The sequence below is a fragment of the Anaerotaenia torta genome, from assembly GCF_050433395.1.
Lineage (GTDB): Bacteria > Bacillota > Clostridia > Lachnospirales > Lachnospiraceae > Mobilitalea > Mobilitalea torta.
Genome location: NZ_JBNPXH010000013.1, coordinates 94,505 through 111,150, shown reverse-complemented (window position 1 = coordinate 111,150; position 16,646 = coordinate 94,505). Strand labels below are relative to the sequence as shown.

At 47.7% G+C, this 16,646-nt stretch carries 11 protein-coding genes; all 11 read right to left on the bottom strand.

The features are described from left to right. Window positions 1–92 precede the first annotated feature (92 nt). The 11 genes from HNQ56_RS19620 to HNQ56_RS19570 all read right to left on the bottom strand — a co-directional run bounded on the left by HNQ56_RS19620 (window position 93) and on the right by HNQ56_RS19570 (window position 16,554). Entirely contained in the window at window positions 93–2,330 is a 2,238-nt protein-coding gene (locus HNQ56_RS19620; RefSeq protein WP_429149628.1) for a hypothetical protein, read from the bottom strand. Then, window positions 2,327–4,771 carry a hypothetical protein gene (locus HNQ56_RS19615; RefSeq protein WP_429149627.1) on the bottom strand — a complete coding sequence of 815 codons (2,445 nt, stop codon included), beginning with the start codon at window positions 4,769–4,771 and terminating at the stop codon, window positions 2,327–2,329. The genes HNQ56_RS19620 and HNQ56_RS19615 overlap by 4 nt, the downstream gene beginning before the upstream one ends. 83 nt (window positions 4,772–4,854) lie before the next feature. Beyond that, complete coding sequence (locus HNQ56_RS19610) at window positions 4,855–6,243, bottom strand: hypothetical protein (protein WP_429149625.1); 1,389 nt, start codon at window positions 6,241–6,243, stop codon at window positions 4,855–4,857. A 73-nt stretch (window positions 6,244–6,316) separates the two neighbouring features. Further along, on the bottom strand, window positions 6,317–8,809 hold the full coding sequence (locus HNQ56_RS19605; protein WP_429149623.1) for a hypothetical protein: 2,493 nt from the start codon (window positions 8,807–8,809) through the stop codon (window positions 6,317–6,319). Between the two features lie 12 nt (window positions 8,810–8,821). Further along, window positions 8,822–9,745: a CehA/McbA family metallohydrolase gene (locus HNQ56_RS19600; RefSeq protein WP_429149621.1), complete on the bottom strand. Its 924-nt coding sequence runs from the start codon at window positions 9,743–9,745 to the stop codon at window positions 8,822–8,824. A gap of 20 nt (window positions 9,746–9,765) precedes the next feature. Then, a complete protein-coding gene (locus HNQ56_RS19595; RefSeq protein ID WP_429149619.1) occupies window positions 9,766–10,698 on the bottom strand; it encodes a CehA/McbA family metallohydrolase in 933 nt (310 codons plus the stop codon). Window positions 10,699–10,736: 38 nt separating this feature from the next. After that, complete coding sequence (locus HNQ56_RS19590; protein WP_429149617.1) at window positions 10,737–12,338, bottom strand: extracellular solute-binding protein; 1,602 nt, start codon at window positions 12,336–12,338, stop codon at window positions 10,737–10,739. Between the two features lie 61 nt (window positions 12,339–12,399). Further along, window positions 12,400–13,272: a carbohydrate ABC transporter permease gene (locus HNQ56_RS19585; RefSeq protein ID WP_429149615.1), complete on the bottom strand. Its 873-nt coding sequence runs from the start codon at window positions 13,270–13,272 to the stop codon at window positions 12,400–12,402. After that, window positions 13,272–14,204 (bottom strand): ABC transporter permease, encoded by a 933-nt coding sequence (locus tag HNQ56_RS19580; protein WP_429149613.1) that lies wholly within the window; start codon window positions 14,202–14,204, stop codon window positions 13,272–13,274. Before HNQ56_RS19580 ends, HNQ56_RS19585 begins: the two co-directional genes overlap by 1 nt. A 60-nt stretch (window positions 14,205–14,264) precedes the next feature. Continuing rightward, a complete protein-coding gene (gene bglB, locus HNQ56_RS19575; protein WP_429149611.1) occupies window positions 14,265–15,344 on the bottom strand; it encodes a beta-galactosidase BglB in 1,080 nt (359 codons plus the stop codon). Window positions 15,345–15,816: 472 nt separating this feature from the next. Then, the gene (locus HNQ56_RS19570; protein ID WP_429149609.1) at window positions 15,817–16,554 is read right to left on the bottom strand and encodes an SDR family NAD(P)-dependent oxidoreductase; all 738 of its coding nucleotides are present in this window, start codon (window positions 16,552–16,554) and stop codon (window positions 15,817–15,819) included. Window positions 16,555–16,646 lie beyond the last annotated feature (92 nt).

Here is a 16,646-nt window from a genome sequence, read left to right as displayed (position 1 = left end):
CATCACAATCAAGCTAAAAATATAAGAATCCCTCTTTTCTGTAAATGGTTATCCCCGTTCAAAGGCTGCCCGGCAAAGGACATAATCCCCCCTCACACTTCACACATGATCCTCTCCCCAAACTCGGAAAGCAGCTCTTCGGATTTCATATTATCAACGGTCACATACCAGACATTATGCTTTCCATGGGATATAACCTCCAAATCCTTCAGGGGGCCTTCCCTGGTTATCGTCAAGCCATTCCGGGCATAGAGCCCTACACCGGTTCTCCCTTTCCGCAGGAACAGCCACTCTCCCATTGCTATCCACTCATCAAACTGATACAGCGGACAATAGGCATGGGTGTAGGACACCTCCTGTTCCAGCAAATCATAGGTCAGCCTGGCAGCATTTCTATTCTGTTCCACAAGGGGCAGTGTTCCGTTCCCTGCAAAATAGCTGGGGCGTCCTTCTCCAAAATACACCGCTTCCCCCGGATGGTTAATCCATATCTGAGTATCACAGGTTTGAACCATAAGCTGAAGCACATGCTCCTGCTGCCCTCTTTCTCCCGGGCGGTATCCGATGGCGCTCGCCAGGATATAGTCTGCGGTCTTATAACTATATAATCGCACTTTTTCTTCGCCTTGTACAGATTCATTTATGCTTCCTGCATCATCCGCCTTGTATAAACTCAGCAAAGCCTTCTCCGGACGGTAACCGGATAACGCCATTAGTACGGTGGAATAGCAATTTTGGTTCAGCCAGCCTTCCCCGCTTACAATAAAATTCAACGCAGAGGCTTCACTCGTCCTCCGCCCGATGAGATTCTTAAAATAAATCCTACCGTAGCTTGCAGCCACAATGCCCTTAAAGCTATTGCATGCCAGGATATCAAAGGTCTTATCTAACGCTTCCCTGGCATACCGGCGTATCTGTGCATCCCTGGCATGATCATATAAGGCCAGCAGCCCTATGACATCAATTGGAATATATACCGAGGAATTCCATTCTGAAAAGCCGTTTGCCAGGAAATTGTCAAACCATTTACAAAGCAGCCCCTTAGCTTTCTCCCTGTGTTCAAAGCCCTTCATCCCGCTGCACGCAAATATCCGCTCCGGATAGCGCTCCCCTGCCAGGAATTCACACGCATGGAAGCACAGGGCATGATTTTCACTGAAAAACCACATGACATCATTGCCCGGCTCGTCATACCAGTACCGGAAATGAAGAAGCGCTTCCTCAAGCCCCGCCTTCACCTCGTCGGGCACATGAGGACTTTCCAGGGCATAGAAGAAGGCCGGAAGCCGGAAATCACTGCAATCAAACCGGTTATTGATCCTTACAAGTTCCTCTCTCACAATCTCCATGGCGGTCTGTTTATCACCGCCTGTTTCAAAAAGCGCCAGCGCCCTCTGAAAGACCGGGGTGCCATGCTTGGCCAAAAACAGCAGGATATTGTGTTTTCTCTCCGCTGGTTTTGCTTCCCGTACCGCATCCATAATGCTCTCATCATAGTACTCGAATTGAAGGGAGCGTTTGAGCTGTAACCCGGAGACTTCGGAAGATAGGGTTACCCTCACCATACCTGCATCCCGGTATATCAGATCACCAATCTCAACCATCCGGGTGCCGTCAGCCAGATGTACGGATTTACAGCGCTTGGATAGAGACGTATGGGCATCGGTGAAGGCAAGTTCCACTTCCGCGTCCAGCCCCCCTTCCACCGGCTTGTCAAAATACAGCGATATGTCCGGCGCCTGATAATGAAACCTTTTCAGGTAAACCCCTGCCAAAATTGACCTGACCCGCTCCAGCTCTTCCATATCCACACTGGCAGGTATCTTCCCTGTCAGTTCCTTCGATCCCAGGTAGCGCAATTTAAAGTACACCTGGGTATCTCTTTCCGCAAGGTCATTGCACTGGATATACAGGCTGTTTTCCCCCTTCTTCAGGGGAAGGGACAGCTCCAGGCGAACCTCCTGATTCCGCTCATATCCCATGAGACTTCCCTGCAACACTCCGTTTATATATAATTTAGCTCCGCCGCAGGTGCTAAGGAGAAAGGGATATTCCCCCTTCTCCCTGGCACAAAGACTTACCCTGGCTCCAAAATCAAGCTGGGTAGGTCGCATCCAGAACCCGGAATACTCTACCTTCTCCCCTTCAAATGGGAAATATAGCTGCCCGCATGCATAGCTTTCGTCCGGGCGGCGGATAAATTCTCCTTCCCGGATAAACTGCTTTCTGGTGGGGGAAACAATCTGATTCCATGCTCCATTTACTTTGCAGGAGGCATCATAGACTCCCGGTTCACTTACAAATATTTGTTCCCGCAGGCTGCTTATCATAAACTTCGTAATCCAAGCTCCCTGGCCGCAGGGGAATTCAAAGCCTTCCGTATATATCCCTCCTCCAAAAGTGAAAACTTCATTTCACCAAATTCATAATCCGTATAATATAGCTGATGCTCCCTGCATACAGGCGTATGCTCCTTCATGTAATCCCGGAATGCCCCAAAGCTCCCTGCTTCCGTCTCACAGGTCACCTTCACAAACCAGGTACTGTTAATGCCTCTGGAAATAAACTCTTTGCCCTTTAACAGTGCTTTGTCACTCTCTTCCAGTCCATTGGCGGAATACAGTGCCGCATATGCCTTTTTTCTGCGGATGAACAGCCAATTGCCGTCAAGAACTGTCTCATCACATTCCCTTGTGTCACAGAAAGCATGGGTAAAGGGGACCTCCGCCCGTTCCAGCATTTCCTTCGGGAACTCATAGCTTACCACCGCGGTATTCTGCTGCTGATCTACGAGAGGCGTCAAGCCGTTACCGTTGAAATATCCGGGCCTGCGCTGTCCGAAAATCTTACCTTCTCCCGGATGATTAATCCAGATACGGGTATCCGCATCCGCCAGGAAGAGATTGATCAGATGCTCCTGGGAACCAAAGTAACCGGTTCGCGGAGAGATACAGGAGCCAAGCATATAGTCCCCGGTCTTGCAAAGGGTCGTAGGCACCTTAAAGGTTCCCTGCAGTCTGGATATCATATATTTGTCCGTACTCATCCAATCTGCCGCAGCGCCAAGCTGTTTGGGCGGCTGATAGCCGGACATGGCAATATAGATGGCAGGGCTGATCTCCTGATTCATGCACCCGCAGCCCCAGGCCAGCCATATCTGGCTGTTTGCCCCCATGCACCGGTTGCCCAGCAGGTCGGATCGGTATGCCCTGCCGTTGGAGGTACCGAGAACACCGCAGAAGCTGTTCTGTGCATACAATTCAAAGGTCAGATCCAGCGCCTTTTCTGCCCGTTCCTTTAACTGCGCATCTTCGGCAAGTTCATACAGGGTGATGTAGCTGCGCACATCCACGGAGATATAAGCCGAGGAATTCCATTCATTATATCCAAATTCCATCAGCTTTTCAAACCACTCTACGATCCGTATCCTGGCCTTCTCCATATGCTGTCTGCCCGTCATGCCGCTGTTGGGGAACACCTTCTCCGGGAACAGCTGTCCGGCCAGATACTCATCCACATGAAAGGCAAGAGCGTGATTCTCACTGAAAAACCACATGGCGTCATTGCCCGGTTCATCATACCAATACCGGAAATTCAGCAAAGCGGCCTCAAAGCCTGCAATCTGCTCTCCGGATAAAACCGGCCTGAACTTATACAGTATCCATATAATCCGCAGAAGCTTGAAGTCGGCGCAGTCCGCGCGCCGGTTGACCATCTCTACATCCTGTTCTATCGCTTTACGGCAGCGTTCATATTCATTGCGCCCCAGATAGAGTCCAGCCACATAGCTGTCAAAGGATGGGTTCCCATTGTGAATTGCAAAATGAATGGCCGCCTTTGCCCGTTCCTCATAAAGCGCAGGCGTTCCTATCTCCCGCTCCCTCGGATAAAACTCCGCCCAAAGACTTGTCCTGAGCTCCACACCATCCACCTCCGTGCGGATAGCCAATTCATGATAACCAATCAGAAGCTCCTTGACCCTGCCCCAGATAATTTCAGTCTGCTCTTTTTCTGCCCGGAAGCTTTTATCCATGCCGCAAATGCGTACCTTTAACTCCACCGCATCCGGAAAGGGCAGGTCTGTGCATATTCGGAGGTCTCCCTCGCTATAGCTTAATTTATCCAGATAACAAGCCTGCAGACTCTTGTTTACCCGGGTGATTCGATCCACGTCCGCCTGAATCGGCAGGGATACCCTAAGGTCCTCTCCCCAATTTTTAAGTCCAAACTTAAAAACAATATTGCGCTCTCCATAATCATTACAGCCGACAACAATTTCGTTATTCCCTTCCTGCAGATATACCCGGAACCTGTGACTCTGCTCAATATTGGACTCATATGGATAGAATTCCTCCGCAAGTCTGTTATTCACCCATACCTTCACCGCCCCGGAAGCAAAGATTTCAAGCTCCTGCATTCCGGCTTTGACAGGCATTACATAAGCCCTGGCATAAAAACGGATATCCGCCGGATAATCCCAGAAGCCCGAAAGATCCACGCGGTTCGTATCAAAGGGGTAATATAATTTATCCATCACTATGTCAGCCGGATAACCGGAAGCCTTAAACTCTCCCCTCCTTAAGAATTCCTCCTTGGCGGGAGATTTTCTTTCCTTTCCTTCTTCATCCTTTACACTTACCCCCGGACGGTAACCCGGGAACTGCGTAGGTACCGGCTTCGCAAGAAAAGGAGTCTCCAGCACCTTGCTTATAAGCCAGCTTGTCAGGTATTCGCCTGTCCCCACGGTATAAGTTAAATCCGATGTGTTCATAATGTCTGCCCCTTCCCTTTATCGTCTGAGAGCAGCCGTTTTCACACGGCTGCCCAAACCTTTCCCAGACTAACATCCTTCTCTTACATCCCGCAGGTAATGTGGCTGCTGCCATGATTATATCCGGTTCCCATAAAATGCTGCATTCTCCAGTGATAGCTGTGTGCAAATCTCTTCTTGGTGTATTCGCTTTCCGCCGCATTGGCATCCCCCCAGATACGAACCTTTCCCTCGTCATGGTAGAATACCATCAGCATCTCACCCGGCCGCTTCATAATCTTACCGCTTCTGACCACACCGTCACCGCCGGCAAAACCATGTATCTTACCTGTGCAGTCTACAATATACCCCTTCTTATCGCCGCCGGTTCCGTAGAATTCGTGATAACCGTCCCCATCGAAGTCAACGGGCATGAATTCATCTCCCTTGAACGGCAGGGGCGGCTCTAAGGGAGCACCTGTCACGGCATCAAAATAGAAATCCTCCGGCTCCGTATCCACGATGGCGTTATGAATGACACGGCGGGTAATCCGCATCGCCATGGCTACCTTCCGGTAATCCGGACCGATATTGGCAATCCAGCCATTGTGCATATGGCCGACACTGTCTACCGCAGTCCATTCTCTCCCGCCTTGTTCATTATAAGTAACGACCCTCGGCTCCCCTTCCTGCTCATAATCCTCACGGCAGGTATAAATGTATCTCTTCCCGGTCTCACTATCCTCAAAAGGAACCACAATATCGGAATGTCCCAGATATTTTCCCTTGTCTCCGCAGAATACTTCATGCCCGTCATCCAGGCTGATCAGGCGTTCTCCCCAGAACAGCTCGTCCACTCCGTCATGATTGAAGTCCAAAACCGGGCACAGATGGCTGGAACGCGCGCCCATATCATCATGAGGAATCTTAATATCCCAGCGTTTCTCCACGCCTTCGCCGTATCCCTGCAAATACATATCCCTGTAGGTTCCCTGTGCGGTTACCAGAACCGGCTTGTCATGAACATATCCGCCGGTGATAAAGAAACGGTAAGAATGTGACATGGTATCGTCAATGGTATTATCCGGCCATTTCCACTGTCCGGTGGTCTCTCCCGTCAGAGGATTGATGCGTTCTAAGACTCTTGCATTCAGGCTGAAGGGAATGTTGGGATTCAGGTTGTTGACAAACCAGATCTCATCCACGCCATCCTGATCTAAATCAAAAGAAATGAACGGCGTATACCATACGCCCGGAATAACGCCGTTTCCCAGATCTCTCTTCCACATAACTACACCATCCATGGTGTACAGCGCCATTTTTAAGGTGTCCGTCGGATAGTTAAACAGCTCCGGCCATGGGTCCAGATTTCCCTGACTGGAGTATACAAATAATACCGCCTCCGGCATATCCTTACCTAAGGATACCGGAACCGAGCGGACCTGTCCCAACTGGATTCCTAAATTAAATTCCTTTAAACATTTAATCTCCACTTTTGCTCCTATCTGCCCGCAATGTCCTTTCATACGTCTTTATCGGGCACTCTAATCAAGGGGTGAATATCTTTTATTCAGCCGTCTTTCCTCTTGTGATCTCCAGCTTTCCTGCTACATCCAATGGATAATGGTGAACCTTTTCCCCGTTCACATACAATATGTTATTCTCTATCACATAATGCTCACTGCCATCGGTTACAATTACCCTTGTGCTGTCCTCTGCTTCCATTTCCATTTGTTCCATGTCTCTTAGCAGTTCGTCCACATTCCGGTATTCTCCGTAAGTACCCACCTTCAGCACCCAGACATTATCACGCCCCGGACTGATCAATTCACGGCTGCAGCAAGGTCCTTCCTCCTGCATATGGAGGCCGTTTAACGCTCTGACGCCGATATAGCCGCCGTCCTTCTCCAGCGCAATGGCATATTCACTTCTTCTATAGCTATGGAACTCATTCAGCGGCACATAAGCATGGGTGTAATCCAAACAGTGCTCCTCTTTGATATGGTATTTTAAAATACTGATATTTCTATACTGGACTGCCAACGGCAGGCATCCGTTGCCTGCCCAGAAACCGGGACGCCCGTTTCCATAAATCTGAACCTCTCCCGGATGATTGATGAATACCTGGGCTGTTCCGTCAAGGGTAGCCTGTACAATATTCTCCTGATAGCCCGGCCCGTAAGGCCGGAAGCCCACAGCCGTAGAGAGAAGCGCCTTGGAATTCTTGTATAGATAGAGGTTTACATATTGATCAATTCCCTGGGTATTCTGATGGATCAGCTCTTCCTCTCCCTGCAGCCTGACATACTGCCCATATTCCTTCGGCGGTTCATAATCACCCGCAACAATAGGGACCAATGCCCGAAAATGGTCATTCATATATCCTGCATTGTAGAAGAGATACAATAAGGACGGCATTCCCGTGCTGTAGCTTCCCTTAAGCTCTCTCTCATAGGTCCTTCCGAAGCTGGTCATAATATTGCCCTTATGCTCGTTGACCGCCAGGGAGAAGGCCAGCATGTCCAGTGCCTTCTTCGCCTTCTCATGCAGGGAGGAGCCTTTTGGCGTCAAATTATATAAATAGCCAAGACCCATAATATCAATGGGCAGATAGGTGCTGGAATTCCACTCTGATGCAAATTCCGCAAAAAAGCTCTCGAACCATACCTTCAAAAGTCTTTCCGCCTTTTTGCATGCTTCTTCTCCTGTGAGACCGCTGCAGGTAAAGATACGTTCCGGCATTGATTTTCCCGCAAAATATTGACAGATATGAAACATCAATGCATGATTTTCACTAAAAAACCACATCACATCATCGCCGGGTTCGTCAATCCAATAGCGGTATCCCGCCATGGCGTCTTCCACTTCCCGCCGCAATTTCTCAGGGAAACGGTCAGAGAAGCTTACATACAGATACACCAGAATGATAAGACGGAAATCGGAACAATCCCGCTTTTCATTCACCCATTCCAGATGATTGGACAGAATCTCTTCCAGATTATCCGGGGTCTCTCCCTCGTGCATCCTGATCACCGCACGGTAATCACTTCCCCTGTCGGCATCACGGATAATATCCCTGATTCGCTGCTTCCTTTCCCCGCAGGTATCCTCGTGATACCCCATAAACCGTGTATTGAAGGAATAAGTACCAATCACCCTGCTCATTGCAAGCCCGGACACCGTAACCTCCAGCTTGAAAAAATAAAAGCTGGAAGGGATATCATCTGCATGAAACAGCGTCATCCCCTTCTGTCCCGGCTGTATCAGATAATGTTTGGGCCCGGTGTATCGATCCGGAGTGAGAACCATTTCCACAGGCACCTCTGTAAAGGCTTCCAGGTTTAGATATACGGGTTCGCTTAAATATGCCTCTTTATCAAAATATATACGGGAAAGTGCGTCTTCCGCTTTCCTTATGGCTTCCGTATCGGTTTCCTCCCTCACCGGAAGCCGAAGCCGTATATCCTGCCTGCCCAGATAACGTACTTTATAACAGTAGTCCGTATCCCGCTCCGCCAGATCCTCCAGACAAACCACTAACTTATTCCTGCCTTTTCGCAAAGTCATGGCAATCACGGTGTGCTGCTCCCGGTTTCTCTGGAACGGGACATAATCCTTCACCAATTCATCGTTCAGCCAGACCGTCAGCGCCCCGCAGGCAGAGAGCTCAAACTCTGCCGTCTCCTCCTTCGGCACCTCTAAATAGGAATAGCCATAGCTTCTCAGATAGGCGGGATTGGTATAAAATCCGGAATCGTCTATGCCGACATTCCCAAAAGGGAAATACACGGTCAGCTTCTTTTTCTGTCCGAATACCTCAATCTCGTCCCCCGGAAACAGGCTGCTCAAATCCATATAGGGCGGAAGCTTCCCGATACGGTCTTCCAAAACTTCCATTCTGCAGGGATTATCATAAATGGAAGGTTCTTTTGTCAGCCACTCATTCACCTTGCCGTGAAGAACCGTCTTCCGGAACGGACGTTCCTGGGCGAATACCCCTGCCGTCACGAAACGGTTGATATAACCGCCTGAAAACAGCTTATATTCCAAGTATTTCATCATGCATCCATCCTAATCTAAGTAAATGGGATTGGTATAAGCGGAACGGCCTGCCGCGTCCATACACTCCGCGCGAACCATTTTCTCAGTGCCTTTGAGTTTTGTCACAAATTCCGTTACATGTCTTCCCAGCTTGCGCCGATATGGTCTGCTCTCTCCGGTGACATAGATACGTTCACAGGGGGAGCATACCACATGTACCTCATCCCCCTCTACATAAAAGTCATAAATCGATGGGCCGGTAGAGGTATAAAAGCTGCCTGCTTTCATTGCCTGCATAATCGCCTTGGCGGAACGGTCCGCTGCCTTAACTACAGTAAAACCGCCGAAGGAATCACTGTACATGGAATCCAATGCATCATGGTTGTGATTATCGTCACTGCCTCCGTTCCACAGCTTGCAGCCTCGATAAAGCATTTCCGTCCAGAAGACGCTTCCATCCCCCGTATTCTCAAGCCATTCGGTTCCGTAATTGATAATCTCAACGGCATCATAAGGATTCTCATCCTCTACCTCCGGACTCGTCAGCATGGACCAGTGGGGATGGTTCAGCATAACATAACAGCCTTTTTCACGCATCTTGTAGCAGAACGCCATCGACTCCCTGCCCGTTCTGACCGGAAGGTGGATCTTCTGTCCCGGCTCAATTCCCTCAATTTTATCATCCCATAAAAAATTTACATGGATATCCTTGTCGTTCGAAGCATTGGCCCATAATTCAAAGCCTTGAAGCATGGTAAACTTCTCCTCCGTCAGCATCCGGGTATCGGTATAGAAATCATGATCGGTTACTGCCAGAAAATCATAACCATGATGGATATAAGCCTCTTTCATCTCCTCCGGTGTCAGACTGCCGTCGGAAAAAACGCTATGGCTGTGAATGTTTCCTTTTAACCAGACAGCATTCTCATCCTGCAGAAAAATTGTCTTTTTCATAAGCTAAACTTCCTCCCTGTTCATAAGTAAATCGGATTGGAAAACGCAATACGGCCGTGCTTGTCCACACATTGAACACGCACAAAGGTTTCCTTCCCTTTTAAGGGAATCCGTCCTTCCATCAAATCCACGCCTAAAGCACGCATGACCTTTCCTCTATTCCCGGTCAAACAGATACGCTCACAAGGAGAGCATTTTACCACGGCCTCTCCGTTCTCCACATAAAAATCATAGATTTCGGGACCCATACTGGAATAGAAGCTGCCGGTCTCAATTGCCTCTATAATGGCTTCCTGGGTGCAGGCTTTTGCCTTTACCACAATAAATCCGCCGAAGGAATCATTCTCCAGCAGATGAAAGGGCCAGCCGTCGCGATGAACATAGCCGTTATGACTGTCATCCGTTGCCAGTCCCCAAAGCCTCCTGCCCTTTTTCAAAAGAGCATCCCACTCTCTGACATCGTCTCCCAGCAAATCCAGCCATTCACTGGCATGATTATAGATTTCCATACAGCTAATCCCCGGAAGCTCAATGATTTCATCCCATTCTAAAGCTGACCAGTACGCGTGATTCAGCATGAGAATATTATTCCTGGCATGTTGTTTTAAAAAGCTGATTCCCTCTTCCGGTGTTCTAATCTTAAATATCTCATTCTGTTCAAAATCATAGGCATCGTTCTTAGAAAGCACATTCACATGCATGACCTTTTCCGGTGACTTATCATTGGGAAGGGTCAGCTCAAAGCCAGGTATCATCACGAACTTATCCTTCTCATTAAATTGCGGATATGCCATGAAAATATCGTGGTCGGACAGGCAGAGAAACTGATATCCTCTCTCCTTATAAGCCTGAACTACCCGCTCCGGCGGCAGTTCGCCGTCGGAGTTGGTAGTATGTGTGTGAAGGTTGCCTTTGAGCCATATGCCGTCTTCTATAAAATTAGTAAGCTTCATTTTACTCCCGCCTTTTCTATTCACACCTGATGTTTGGTTTACTTCATGTTGGCATCATACCACTGGGCACGTTCATCCAATACTTCCTGTAAATGATTGTCCACCAGAATCTGGTACTCTTGTGCGTATACTTCATCAAACTTGCCTTCCGGTGCGGACATGACCTTGAATACAAACTCCGCAATCAATTTCTGCAGCAGCGGCACATGCTGGTCTGTCTGCAATGCGGAAGGGATGAGGCACTTATCATAGTAATTGCTGTACTGTGAGGCAATCTTACCCTCTGCAACTTCCTGCGGGACACCGGGGTTGGAATTCATGAAGTTTGCAACCAGCCTGTCCTTTTCAAAGCCAAAGTTTGCAATCAGGAAATTGGAATCACCAGGATTGGGTGTCATGCCCAGCTTAATGCGTTCCTCGGAAGGCTTCGCCATCGGAATTCCATCCACTAAATCACTGCCTATCCCAATCACGCCGTAAGACACATTCATTGCATTCTCTTCAGCCGACAGCCAGGCCAGATACTTCACAACCGCATCGATTTTCTTCTCTGCTGTCTTCGGTACATAGACATAATGTGACAAAGCATCCTGGGACGGCACTTCATAAGAACCGTCTGCGTTTGGCAGCACATCTACTTCAACCATGTGATAATCCGGATCGTCTGCTGTTGCATAGGCTTTGATCGCTTCACTGCCGCCGTCTAAGACGAAGCCAACCTTACCGTTTGCAATATCCTGTTTGTATTTTGTTGAATCTACATCCAGCGCAAAATCGGCGGGAATAATTCCATCCAGCACAAACCGGTTCAGCTGCTTTAAGCCTTCTATATGGCCCGGTTTTAAAACAGTGGTAAAGGTCGGTTCATAGATATAGTTATCTCTCTCATTGCTGCGGCTTACGTAGGAAAGCAGGAAGTTGGTGTAATTGCCGTCGGTGACCTTACCCTGGAATGCATAGGGGGTGATATCCGGGAATTTATCCTTCATAGCGTATAACACTTCAATCAGCTCATCCCTGTTCGCAGGCATTTTCATCCCCATCTTCTCTACAAGGTCCTGACGCAGATAGCTGTCATGTCCCTTGCCATGATAGGAGTATACGCCCGGAAGCGCATATTGCTTTCCATCAAACTGGGCAAATTCAATTGCCGCCTGATTCTGGGATACATAAGCTGCATCCATACGCTCCAGATACTGTCCCAAGTCTACCAGACCGCCCTGGCTTCCATAAGTAGCAACACGCTGCCTGTCATAGGTTCTGATAATATCAGGCGCAGTGCCGGCAGTTAACATCAGGTTTACCTGATCATCCGCACCGGAACGAGGAACCGGAACAAAATTTACATGGACCCCCTGGGGCTCCATTGCTTCATTAATCCAACGGGTCAGCTCATTGTCCGTTAAAGAGTTGCCTGAAGAAAATTCGGCGCCGCGGTCGTAAACCATTACATTAATGTCTACTATCGCTGTGTCTGACGATGCTCCTTTTGTTGCTTCCGGCGATGTCGTCTTTCCTGCGTCCGGCGATGTTGCTTTCCCCCCGTCCGGCGATGTCGTTTTCGACGTGTTTCCGCAGCCTGTTACCGCCATTACTATGACCATAACCAGTGCGCATACCATTGTAAATCTTTTTTTCATACTTCTACCTCCGTTTATTTTAAATTTTAAAGCTTTCAAAATTATCTATAGCCCGCTTCCTCTATTCCTTCACGCCGCCAATCATAACACCCTTTGTGAAATGTTTCTGTACGAAGGGATATACAATTAACATAGGAACCATGGCAAAGACGATGGTGGAAGACTTCACATTCTCCGGCGTGATAAGCATTGTCGCCACCTCTTCCGGGTTGTATGGAATGGACAGGGTATCCAGCATAAGCTTCAATTGGTACTGCAGGGTATATAACTCTGTTTTGTTGATATAGTAAAGCACATCGGTGATGCCATTCCATCTGGAGATTGCATAGAACAGCATGATGGTTAAGATGGAAGGCCGGGACAGCGGAATCGTAATCCGGAACAAACACCCCCACTCTCCGCACCCGTCCATATAAGCCGCCTCGTACAGCGCTTTGTTGATTCCTGAAAAGAAGGTACGTAAAATAATTAAGTTAAATGGACTGATCAGTACCGGAAGAATCAACGCCCACACAGTGTTGATCAAATGCAGATTCTTAACGAGCAAATAATTAGGTACCGTTCCCGCATTCACATACATGGTCACCGTAATCAAAATCAGGAAAATATGTTTTCCCTTTAAATTTGTTTTGGAAAGAGGGTATGCTGCCAATATCGTCATAAAAGTAGAGAGGGAACTGGCACCAAGGGTGAGCAGAATGGAGTAGAACAAAGAACGTACAATATTATTGTTCTGAAACACCATCTTATACGCTTCCAGTGTAAACTCTCTCGGAAACAATCCGACAATTCCTTTTGCAATTGCATTCTTACCACTGAGAGAAGTTGCTACGATATTCAGCACGGGCAACAATGTGACGGCAATCATAAGGCAACAGACAAGGGTCATGACAATCTGGTATAAGCTCCGCTTTTTATCATAAACTGAATTCATTACATAATCCCCTCCTCTCCAAGTTTCTTGGCAACCTGATTCGCTGCCACCACCATGCACACTGCAACGACAGACTGGAACAATCCAACCGCAGTAGCAAAATCATATCTTCCCGCCTGCAAACCCACGGAATACACATAAGTACTGATTACGGAAGAGACATCCCGTACAAGCACATTTCCCATCAAGTACGGCCGCTCAAATCCAATGGACAAGATCTTCCCCACATTCATGATTGTCATAGTAACAATGGTCGGTCTAATCTGCGGAAGGGTAACATGCCAGATGCGTTTCCAACGCCCGGCTCCGTCTATATAGGCGGCATCATACAGTTCCACATTAATTCCCGCCATAGCGGCCAGATAGACAATCATGCCGTAGCCGGCTCCCATCCAGATGCCGCTTCCCCAATAGATTGCCCGCCACTTTCCGGGATCTCCCAAAAAATTCACCGGTCCTATTCCAAAAGAGCCTAATGCATTATTCACCATGCCGTTGGCGGCAAAGACCTGGTACATGATACCTGCAATGACCACCATGGATAGAAAATGCGGCAGATATAACACCGTCTGTGTTACTTTTTTCATCCTCTGGCTGCTCATTTCGTTCAGAAGCACTGCAAGAACGATTGGAAAGGGAAAATTGATGAACAGCTCACCCAGATTTAAAATAATCGTATTTTGGATCGCTGCCTGGAACTCCCTGGCCGCAAATACCTCTTTGAAATGTTTAAAACCCACCCAGGGACTCGCCCAGATCCCTTGGAAAATATTATATTGTTTAAAGGCAATGGTAACTCCGGCTAATGGTGCATAGCCAAATGTGATGATATACAACATCGGAATCGCCAACATGACATACAATGGAAGGTTACGCTTTATAGAATTGCGGGAACCCGGCCTTGTTATCCTGTTCTCTTTTGATCTCTTCATATATTTCCCCCCTCATATAGTGATTGCCGTAATACCGTCAAGACAGCATGGATCCCCTCGTTACATCAGTCCCTCAATCAGGGCAAGAAGTGCAAGGGATTGTCCGTAATGCATCTTGACCAGCGGTATGTCTTTGTAATGCTGTAAGGTGCGTCCCACGTTGGTGCCATAGGATACCCTCGTCAGCTCACCGTCCTCATTGATCCCGTCAAGTACGGCCATCAGCGCCTTCCGCCCGCATTCCAGATAACCCGTATCCAGATATCCTTTTCTCACACCCTTTAATATTCCAAAGCAAAATCCCGCGGTGGCGGACGCTTCCAAATAAGAGGACGGATCATCAATTAAAGTATGCCACATGCCTTCCTCGGATTGATACTTCCTTAACGCCCCCGCCTGATTCTGAAACAGATTCAGGATAAATTCTTCTTCCCTGGGGTTTAGCTCCACCATTTCCAAAAACTCCGGTATGAATACGGTAATCCAGCAGTTGCCGCGCCCCCATAAAGCGTTGGCAAAGTTGTCTCTCTCCACAAAATTCCATCCGTGATACCAGAGTCCCGTCTTCGTATCCATAAGATATTTGGCATGCAGCATTAACTGATAGACTGCTTCCTCCACACATTCCGGCTTATGAAATATTCTTCCGTATTTTGTAAGGAATAACACCGTCATAAACAGGGTATCATCCCATAGTTCCTGGTGATTCTCCAGTTCCGCATGCTCATGCTGAATGCCGCGCTCCTGGGTCCGTTTCATGTCATTCATAATCCAGTCGGCCCATTCCTGCATGATTGCCTTATGCCCTGGCTTGGGATTTACCTCATACAGGCAGGCCATGGTCAGCAAGGGAGCAACGGTATTCACATTCTTATCAGGAAGGCCGATCCGGATACGGTCTTCAAACCAGTCCTCGATGTATTTCAAATATTTCTCATCCTTTGTATACTCATAAGATTTGTATAATCCATACAGACCCACCCCATGAGTCCAGTCCCACGCTGCCAGGCTCCTTGCCTCTGCCGGGGATCGTCCCACCGTATGTACCAGATTGTCAATATAGCGTGCATCCGTGTGGTACAAAAAACCGTAGAGATTGTTTTCCACTTTTTGAATCATTTCCTGATAATTTTTTTCCATACTGTTACCTTATCCTTCTGTATTTTTCTACCCTGCTGCGGCTGTAAGGAATGTCTGGACCGTTATGAATCCGACACATCCACAAACTTCCAAAACACAAATTTTTTTACACGAATAAATTTTGTAAATATATTGATATCTCAATATATTCTCACAATTCCTTTTCAGTTTTTTAACACCTGTTAAAGTTTATAATGTTATTATATACGATATTAGAAATGAATGCAAGACTATTTTTATTTTTTTATTATAATTTACATTATTACGCCTCCCCGTTGTCCAACCGCCCTTTTTCACTACACGTAAGTTGGAAACCTTCCTTCTTGAGAATGTATGTATATGCCTGCTCATAGCCACAAAAAAGAGCCGTGCTTTTCGTTTCAGAAAAACACAGCTCACTTTGTACACAATTGCATTTTACTTATAAGGTTTCATTGGCAAACATCCCGTTTACATTTACCGCCCTGCTCTTCTACTTCAGCAGCACTGCGGCTTTGGCGACAGCCTCTTCTACCGTCAGACCGGCATAATCCTGTGCACTGATCCATCTGCCGCTCTTGTTGTCGTCCAGCAATGCGCCTATAATTGCACCGGGCACAACTGTCTCCACGGCATTAGGCGCACCTGCCCCGCCGAGATCCGTCCTCAGCCAGCCGGGATCCATGAGATTCATCATAACGCCGGTTCCCTCCAAGGTTGGGGCAAAATCCCGGACAAACTTATCAAGAGCCGCCTTACTTGCAGCATAAGCAGATAACTCCGGTTGATTTTTCACTCCGCTGGTGGTATTTATTATCCTGCCAAAACCGCGATTGAGCATGCCAGGCAAAAAATTGTAGCAAATATGGGCAACAGCAATCATATTAATCTCGTAGCATGTCCTGAATGCCTCAAGGGAATGCTCATACAGGTTTTGATTATAGCCGGTTGAGATACCTGCATTGTTGAACAGGATATCGATCTGCGGCACCACATGATTTACTTCATCCAGCATGGACTTTACCTGAGCTTGATCGGACAGCTCCGCCTGAACAGCACAGGCGTTTACCCCAAATGCTTCAAGCTCCTTTACCAGCTTCGCGGTATGGCTCAAATTTCTGCTGTGAACTACAATATTAGATCCAAGTTCGGCCATTTTCAAAGCAATTTGTCTGCCAACTCCGCGGCTGGCACCGGTTACTAATACCCATTTTCCTTTTACATCTATCATATTGATATCTCCCATATATTTTCTTTGCCTCCATTATAAACTGGATTGCTATATATTACAAAGATTTTTTCGGGCAGCGGCTTCGTACTTTC

Coding starts and splice junctions, on each gene's coding strand:
- HNQ56_RS19595 (WP_429149619.1), bottom strand. CDS start 10,698: ATGAAGCTTACTAATTTTATAGAAGACGGCATATGGCTCAAAGGCAAC.
- bglB (WP_429149611.1), bottom strand. CDS start 15,344: ATGGAAAAAAATTATCAGGAAATGATTCAAAAAGTGGAAAACAATCTC.
- HNQ56_RS19590 (WP_429149617.1), bottom strand. CDS start 12,338: ATGAAAAAAAGATTTACAATGGTATGCGCACTGGTTATGGTCATAGTA.
- HNQ56_RS19615 (WP_429149627.1), bottom strand. CDS start 4,771: ATGAACACATCGGATTTAACTTATACCGTGGGGACAGGCGAATACCTG.
- HNQ56_RS19580 (WP_429149613.1), bottom strand. CDS start 14,204: ATGAAGAGATCAAAAGAGAACAGGATAACAAGGCCGGGTTCCCGCAAT.
- HNQ56_RS19570 (WP_429149609.1), bottom strand. CDS start 16,554: ATGATAGATGTAAAAGGAAAATGGGTATTAGTAACCGGTGCCAGCCGC.
- HNQ56_RS19620 (WP_429149628.1), bottom strand. CDS start 2,330: ATGATAAGCAGCCTGCGGGAACAAATATTTGTAAGTGAACCGGGAGTC.
- HNQ56_RS19585 (WP_429149615.1), bottom strand. CDS start 13,272: ATGAATTCAGTTTATGATAAAAAGCGGAGCTTATACCAGATTGTCATG.
- HNQ56_RS19605 (WP_429149623.1), bottom strand. CDS start 8,809: ATGAAATACTTGGAATATAAGCTGTTTTCAGGCGGTTATATCAACCGT.
- HNQ56_RS19600 (WP_429149621.1), bottom strand. CDS start 9,745: ATGAAAAAGACAATTTTTCTGCAGGATGAGAATGCTGTCTGGTTAAAA.